The sequence below is a fragment of the Bacillus sp. MUM 116 genome, assembly GCF_001866655.1.
In the GTDB taxonomy this organism is placed as follows: domain Bacteria; phylum Bacillota; class Bacilli; order Bacillales; family Cytobacillaceae; genus Neobacillus.
Genome location: NZ_MLYR01000177.1, coordinates 1 through 7,678, shown reverse-complemented (window position 1 = coordinate 7,678; position 7,678 = coordinate 1). Strand labels below are relative to the sequence as shown.

10 protein-coding genes are annotated in these 7,678 nt (G+C 41.8%); 1 reads left to right on the top strand and 9 read right to left on the bottom strand.

Features of this window, described 5'->3' with window-relative positions:
- Positions 1-199: 199 nt before the first annotated feature.
- From BIV60_RS27550 to uraD, 7 genes are read right to left on the bottom strand one after another with little or no spacing between them, the layout of a single operon-like run.
- Positions 200-1,447 (bottom strand): ArgE/DapE family deacylase, encoded by a 1,248-nt coding sequence (locus tag BIV60_RS27550; protein ID WP_071358852.1) that lies wholly within the window; start codon positions 1,445-1,447, stop codon positions 200-202.
- 17 nt (positions 1,448-1,464) lie between these two features.
- On the bottom strand, positions 1,465-2,694 hold the full coding sequence (locus BIV60_RS27545) for a Zn-dependent hydrolase (protein ID WP_083402506.1): 1,230 nt from the start codon (positions 2,692-2,694) through the stop codon (positions 1,465-1,467).
- Between the two features lie 16 nt (positions 2,695-2,710).
- The gene (locus tag BIV60_RS27540) at positions 2,711-3,688 is read right to left on the bottom strand and encodes an amidohydrolase family protein (protein WP_083402505.1); all 978 of its coding nucleotides are present in this window, start codon (positions 3,686-3,688) and stop codon (positions 2,711-2,713) included.
- The gene (locus BIV60_RS28965; protein ID WP_141770581.1) at positions 3,685-4,077 is read right to left on the bottom strand and encodes an amidohydrolase family protein; all 393 of its coding nucleotides are present in this window, start codon (positions 4,075-4,077) and stop codon (positions 3,685-3,687) included. The genes BIV60_RS27540 and BIV60_RS28965 overlap by 4 nt, the downstream gene beginning before the upstream one ends.
- 10 nt (positions 4,078-4,087) lie before the next feature.
- A complete protein-coding gene (uraH, locus tag BIV60_RS27535) occupies positions 4,088-4,447 on the bottom strand; it encodes a hydroxyisourate hydrolase (RefSeq protein ID WP_071358851.1) in 360 nt (119 codons plus the stop codon).
- Positions 4,444-5,397 (bottom strand): factor-independent urate hydroxylase, encoded by a 954-nt coding sequence (gene pucL, locus BIV60_RS31130; protein ID WP_071358850.1) that lies wholly within the window; start codon positions 5,395-5,397, stop codon positions 4,444-4,446. Before pucL ends, uraH begins: the two co-directional genes overlap by 4 nt.
- Complete coding sequence (uraD, locus tag BIV60_RS31125; protein WP_071358849.1) at positions 5,398-5,919, bottom strand: 2-oxo-4-hydroxy-4-carboxy-5-ureidoimidazoline decarboxylase; 522 nt, start codon at positions 5,917-5,919, stop codon at positions 5,398-5,400.
- Positions 5,920-6,045: 126 nt separating this feature from the next.
- Here uraD and BIV60_RS27520 point away from each other — a divergent pair, with 126 nt between their 5' ends.
- Positions 6,046-6,516, top strand: a complete 471-nt coding sequence (locus BIV60_RS27520) for a nucleoside deaminase (protein WP_071358848.1) — start codon at positions 6,046-6,048, stop codon at positions 6,514-6,516.
- 39 nt (positions 6,517-6,555) lie between these two features.
- On the opposite strand, the gene BIV60_RS27515 is transcribed toward BIV60_RS27520, so the two are convergent.
- Together BIV60_RS27515 and BIV60_RS27510 are read right to left on the bottom strand one after the other, a co-directional pair.
- Positions 6,556-6,738 carry a transcriptional repressor gene (locus tag BIV60_RS27515; protein ID WP_071358847.1) on the bottom strand — a complete coding sequence of 61 codons (183 nt, stop codon included), beginning with the start codon at positions 6,736-6,738 and terminating at the stop codon, positions 6,556-6,558.
- Between the two features lie 226 nt (positions 6,739-6,964).
- Positions 6,965-7,678 (bottom strand): peroxidase family protein (locus BIV60_RS27510; RefSeq protein WP_305728414.1); only part of this gene is annotated, 714 nt, incomplete at its 5' end.

Below are 7,678 nucleotides of genomic sequence, written 5' to 3'. Positions count from 1 at the left end.
TTTAGGACTTTTGCATATAATGTAGGAAAAATTTTTATCGTCCTACAGGTGTGGTACGATAACGTCCTCTAAAAATTAAAAATCGCCAAACCCTTGATACGATTGAGTTTGGCGAATATCATTTGGATTGTATAGGATACTATGGCGGGACTGCGTGGGAATCAAACTCACCAGACTTGTCACGCAGATCTCAACCAGTTTATGACAATAAATCATAAAGAGTACAGGCAATTATTTTTGTGGCATCAAGCAAATCTTCCAGACGAATATTTTCATCTGCCCGGTGGCCATTTGCCTCTTCAAGCACTTTCGGGCCGACCCCAAACATGATGGTGGGAATACCTTCTTCAAAAAAGTGGCGGGCATCTGCATAAATTGGGACTCCATTGATGGATAACTCACCTTTACCCTTCATAATTAATTCCCAGTTCGAACCCAATGCCGAAATTAACTGGGAATCTTCCGCAACTGGCCCGAAGCTTTTGGCATGAAGTATTTTTTTAATTTCCACTTTTAATCCTTTTATAGGAGCTGCTGCTTTAAGAATAATTTCACGCAGCTCCGCTTCTGCTTGCACTTCGTCTTCATCCGGTATCAATCTTCGGTCTATCCTAATCTTGCATTCATCCGGCACGACATTGGTGTTAATCCCTCCTGAAATGAGTCCCACCACCAGGGTTGGATAATCGATGCCTGGTACCAATGACTTTTTCGTACTGAGAGTTTGCCGATATTCATATAAGGCATTTAATATTTGTGACGTCGCCTCAATGGCATCTACTCCTGTATGTGGAAGGGCTGCGTGGGCAGACTTGCCGGTTGTTTTAATTTCAAAGTGTAAGCAACCATTGTGAGCATTTACCGCTGAATAAGTAAACCCGGCAGCAATAGCCAGGTCAGGCTGGATGTACCCATGATCAAGAAGCCATTTTGGCCCTAATTCTCCCCCGGTTTCCTCATCAAACGTAAATGCCAGGTCCACTCTCCCTTGCAGTTGTCCCTCAATCCCAGCCTGCTTTAATGCGAGAATGGCATATGTGTAAGCAGCTATATCAGATTTGGAAACAGCCACTCCGCGTCCATACATTTTTCCATCAATGATTTCCCCACCATACGGGTCAACACTCCAGCCTAAACCAGGCGGAACTACATCGCCATGTGCATTTAAAACAATGTTGGTCTTATCTCCGCTGCCAAATTTGGAACTCGCAAGGACATTTGCCAAACTAATCATTCCTGCCGCTTCCACTTCCTCTTTGTCTACTTCTAATAAGGACACTTCGTCAAATCCAAGTTTGCAAAGATGCTGATGTAAAAGGGAAGCAATCGGGTAACAATCACCAGAAGGATTATCTGAAGGAGTTTGCACTAATTTTTGTAAATAACCAATCATTTCTGCTTGATGCTCTTCAATCCACTGGACTAAGAATGTTTTATCTTGCATCATAAAACTCCTCCTCTTAGCTATTTGTACGCTAGCTGATGCAATAATTGGATCAGTACAGATAGTCCTGTTTCTAAATCATGGTTTGAAGTATATTCAGATGGAGAATGACTAATTCCTCCCTGACTTGGAACAAACACTAACGCTGTCGGACACATGCGCGCAAATAACTGGGAATCGTGACCCGCACCGCTATGCATCACATGATAAGAAATATTACTATCCAAACAAATGGTTTGAACCATTTGTTGCAACTTTACATCCATTTGAACCGGCTGAACATCATGCCACATTTCCATACCAATCTCCAAACCCAACTTTTGAGCAATTTCAAGAAACCGCCGCTTAAATTGTTCGCAAAAAATGCTTAAAACCGAATTCACTGGGTGTCTTGCATCTACCGTAAATTCCACTTGCCCTGGTATCACATTCGGTACATTTGGTTCCACAAATAGCTGACCAACCGTTGTAACAAGGTCTTCGTTGTATTCTTTCGTTAAGCCAAATAAATCATGAATCATCGTTACGGCTCCCAGAAGTGAATCTTTTCTCCACTTCATTAAGGTTGTACCAGCATGATTGGGCTCTCCCTTTACGGTAATTCGAAACCTTTTTTGACCAACAATCGACTGAACAATACCGATGGATTTTTGAAGTCTTTCGAGACTGGGGCCTTGTTCAATATGTAATTCAACAAAGGCAGAAATATCACTACGGACTACGTCTGGTTGCTCGACAATCCCGAATCCAGCCTCTTTCATTGCCTGCTCAAAACTGATTCCCTCAGAATCACTTAAACCATTAATATCTTGAATGCAATAGATTCCTGTCATCATGCCGGAACCAAAGCAGGCAATAGGAAAGCGGCTCCCTTCCTCTTCACACAATGAAACGACCTCGAGATTCACCTTGGGATGACCATGATGCTTTTTAAGATGCTTTAACGCAAGGATACCCGCTAAAATTCCATAAGCTCCATCATATTTTCCCCCTGAAAGAACAGTATCGATATGAGATCCCACCAGGATTGTCGGAGCCATTGAATCTTCAGATGCTAAACGTCCAAACAGGTTTCCTATTGGATCATAAGAAGTTTGCAGCCCCAGTTCCTCCATCCATTCCTTTTGGGCCTGCTGGGCTTCCTTCCAAGGTTTGGAGTAAAGGGTACGTGTAACACCACCACCAGGAACTGTACCATACGAGCTTAGCCACTCGATTGCTTCTGCCAGATTGTTGGGAAATGGACTCATGATACTCCCTCCATGGTTATAGACACAGACCATTTTTGTCTTTTGTTTTACCTGTTTGGTAGTCATAAATAACCTTGCCCCGTAAAATAGTTTTTTTTATTTTGACTAAAAACTCCCTATTCTCATACGGGGAAAATTTATTCCGAAAACCAAAGGATTTTTTATCCGCAAAGGTCGTTTCATCCAATCGGATCAACACTAAATCAGCATCCAATCCCGGACGAATCCTCCCTTTTCGATCCGCAATTCCAAATCGTTCAGCTACACGTGAGGTCCCTAAAGGCAGAATATGTTTTAGTTTTAGTTTTATTTTTCTCTTTAAAGCCTCATCGAGCATTGCAAGCCATGTAAATTGTACTCCTTGTATTCCGCCCCAAGAATCCCAGATGGTGTCTGTTGTTTTCATAGAATATAGACATGGGGAATGATCGGATCCAATCGTATCAATCATGCCTTTCGAAAGGCATTCCCATAATCCTTCGACCTCTTCCCGAACCCTTAGCGGCGGCGCACATTTTAGGATAGCTCCCTGCTGCAAGAAATCATCTTCATCAAAAATTAGATAATGCGGGCAGGTTTCTAGCGTTACATTTACACCGCTTTTTTTAGCTAGTTCGATCTGAGCGACTACTTTTGCGGAACTAATATGGACAAAATGAATGGCTGTTCCATATTTTGCGGCAAGTTCTAAGGCATAATTTACAGCCTTTTCTTCTGCTGAAATAGGTCTGCTCATAAGAAAGGCTTTTCGTTCATTTACTCCAGGACGTTGCTTATAATGAGTAGTCCGTCTCACAATCTCCTCTTCCCACTCCGCATGAAGGGCGAGAATTTTATTGTGCTCCCTTGCCACTTGCATGGCTTGTTTTAAACCCTCCGGTGAAACCAAAGTAAAATCCTTAATTCCGCTTTCGCTCATAAACGCTTTCCATGCAATAATTCCATCACTCATTTGTGCCAATTCTGCCCGGTTTTCAAGATTTGTGCCTGTCAATCCCCCCAAAGAGCATAATCAACATGTGATAGTGAGGTTAAATAATTCTTTTTTTCTAGTAAATTTTGGTAGTTGATAATAGAAGGGGAACAATTGAGCGGCATATCAAAAATGGTGGTTGTTCCTCCCATAGCGGCTGCACGGCTGCCTGTCTCCATTCCTTCCCAATCGGTTCGTCCCGGATCATTAAAATGGACATGGGCATCTATAAAACCGGGAACAACAAGACAGCCGCTTGCATCGATGACATTTTTGTTAGTTTCTTTCAAAGGTTCAGCTTCATCTTTTACTAAGGAATCAATTCGCTCATCTTTGATTTTTATGCTTATTTCCTGAAATCCAGCATCTGTAAAAACCAGGCCATTTTTAACCCATAACTCCGTTGGCATCTGTTTCACCCTAACTTCCTCGGTAAGTACTATAGCCCCCAGGAGAGATTAACAAGGGAACATGGTAATGCGTCTCAGGTTGGGAGATTCCAAAACGGACTGGAACACACTCAAGGAAAGATGGGTCTCCCATTAATGTTCCGCTGTTCCTGAAATACTCCCCAATGTGAAACCGAATTTCATAGATTCCTTTTTTCATGGACTCCCCCTCCAGGAGCGGCTGGTTTACTCTTCCATCTTCATTTGTATAGCTATTCTGTAAGAACTCAAACTGATGATTGAACCCCACCAGCCATAATTCCACTAAAACCCCGCTTGCTGGCCTTCCTATGCTCAAATCCAGAACATGGGTTGTCAGCTTTCCTGTCATCCGCCTGACTCCCTAGTATTTTCCAGGTCATTTCGTGTCAGTGAAAAACGTTGAAAGCCAAAAGGCGGGCGAGGCTCAGTGAATACTTTTCCTTCTTCTGATACTGGAATATCGTCTAAAACGGTTTCCCATGTCCTGTTATTGGACTCGAAGCGAACCTCAATTAATTGCGGGAAACGCTGCAGTATCCTTTTACCGATTCGATAAATAAGATTTTGGATGGAAGGAGAGTTGTCTTCATGAAAAATGGTACAGGCAATATCTCTTACCTGCTCGGCTGCCACGTACCCTTCCTGTGTATTTCCTTTGGCATCCTCCATATCGTTATAACGCCAATCAATATCTAAATAGATAAATAGCGGACGGTCATAGGATTCTGGTAACGTCGTAAATTCATCCTTCACGTACCCGTAAAAAGAACTTCCCTTCACCTTTATAAGTTTAAGCCCCTTTAAACTGCTTATTTGGTCTGTTGTAGTGATTCCCTCATTAGTACGTTTCACTTCAACAGATGCACAAGTCTGCTCATTTAAAGAATAACGAAACACCAAAGGACTTGGCTCGAAATGATCCTTAGCTGGAACGGGTAGCTCTTCAAAGGGAATTTGCTCGCCGGACATCTTGACGCAAGTCATTTGCGGATACTTTTCAAGAAAGCGGCGACCGACAAATTCCAAAAATCCTTCTTGAGTTGCCCCCTCATAATCCCCAGCATGCTTGAGAATAAAATTTTTCATCGAATCGGTTGCGACAAGTAACGTATTGTCGCCTTCTGTAAAGGAGGAAAGAAACGCATCTCCCTCCACTGCCGCCTTCACATTCATTCCAAAAAGGATATTCACGCGCTCCGTAAAGGCTGATTCAGGGATGGCCCGAACCGTTGTAAGTGGCTTTGCATAAGTACGATAAACCCAAACAGCTTCTTTTCCATAACTCATGATCCTTTGCATTTACTCATCTCCTGTTTCAAAGATATCGTTTAGACGGAACCCGGCGATTTTATAAACCTCATTTATTGCCGTAATACATTCAACCTCATAGCAATAGTCCACCCGTTCCTTCAAGGCTGATAGAATCAACTCTTTGGTTTGCCCCTTAACCGCCATGATAAAAGGAAACCCAAATTTCTTAACATATCTTTGATTAAGCAATACTAACGTCTCGTATTCACCCTTAGAAAGTTTATCTAAGCCCACTCCTGCTTGTTCTTTTTGAGAACCCTCCGACATTTTTAATTTGGTTCCGAGATCGGGATGGGAACGGAGCAATGCTATTTGCAAAGGTTCCTCTGCATTTTGGACCACTGTGATCATGGCTTGGAAGAGTTCCTTACATGACTGAAAAGGCAGATGATCCCATGCTTTCTCTACCACCCATGGTGAGTGTTCAAATATCCAGCCAAAGGTGTTAACAAACTCTTCTTTGTTCATTTGATTGACTTTCTGTAATGTTAACCTTCCTATATCATTCATCTCCTTTTCCTTTTAAGCCTGAACTGGCTCTTTTTAACGACTATCATCAACAAAAGAGTCATATAATCTCACATAGTATTGTCTTCATGTTTATTTACTTTAATATATAAGATAGGAGAGGTTGTTATGTCAGATTTTCCTTTTATGGAAAAAGCCATTGAGATCGCACTTCAGAATGTGCTTACTAGTCATGGGGGACCCTTTGGGGCTATTGTTGTGAAAGACGGGAAGATTATTGGTACAGGTCGGAACGAAGTAACGTCCTCTAATGATCCCACCGCCCACGCCGAGGTCCAAGCCATTCGTGATGCCTGTCAAAATATTAATGCCTTTCAGCTGACTGACTGCGAGATTTATACCAGCTGCGAGCCTTGTCCAATGTGTATCGGCGCCATTTATTGGGCACGGCCAAAGGCTGTTTATTTTGCCTGTACCAAACAAGATGCAGCTAACATCGGTTTCGATGATCAATTCATATATGACCAACTCTCACTTCCTATCGAAAATCGGAAAATACCAATGAAACAAATTTACACGCCAAAAGGTGATTTACCATTTAGAACATGGGAAAAATCGAAGAATAAGATGGAATACTAATCTAACAAAAAGTTGATGTTTAAAATGGAGAAGTATAAATTAGTAAAACGAATCTCTATAGCTGCCAAATTTCTTTAAATCTTTACAGATTTCATCTACCGTCGGATGAGAATTAGAAGTGGCCATATATTCCAATATGGCTAATCTCTGTATGGTTAGCTTTAATCCATTTTCTTTTAATACCTCAAAACCTTGTTGAAAACGTGGATGATTCATATTCATAATTCATTACCCTTATAGAACACGAATGCTGTCATCCAAATTAGATAACAGCATTCGTGTTTTAGGGCCTCTTTTTTGTATATGAATGATATCAGGTAATTTAATTGCCAAGTTGATTTTTCACCGAAAAAGAGACCGACAAAAATTGTCGGTCTTTTTGGCGATAACAGAGATGATATAATACAACTTTAATAGGTCTTTATTACTATATTACCCGTAGTATCCGTTAATTTAGGTCGAAACGATCTGCATTCATTACCTTGACCCAGGCAGCTATAAAGTCACGAACAAACTTCTCTTTGTTATCTTCTTGAGCATACACTTCTGAAATGGCACGTAGAACTGAGTTTGAACCAAACACTAGGTCAACTCTAGTTGCTGTACGTACTGCTTCACCTGTCTTGCGATCACGTCCTTCATATACGCCTCCGTCTACAGGCTTCCATTCTACTGCCATGTCAAGCAAGTTAACAAAGAAGTCATTCGTAAGTGTGCCTACACGATCAGTGAAAACTCCATGTTGCGTGCCACCATAGTTAGTTCCTAATACACGCATACCACCAACAAGTGCTGTCATTTCTGGTGCAGAAAGGTTTAGCAGCTGTGCCTTGTCTACCAGGAGTTCTTCTGGGCTTACACTATACTGCTTCTTCTGATAATTGCGGAAACCATCAGCGATAGGCTCTAACACTGCAAAGTTTTCTACATCCGTTTGCTCTTGTGTTGCATCTCCACGTCCAGCAGCAAAAGGAACAGTTACCTCAAAGCCTGCATCTTGTGCAGCTTTTTCTACTGCGGCACTACCGCCTAGTACAATCAAGTCGGCAAGGCTGACTTTTTTATCTAGATGACTTTGAATTTCTTCTAATACAGTAAGCACTTTTGTAAGTTGTTCAGGTTGATTTGCTTCCCAATCCTTTTGTGGAGAAAGACGGATACG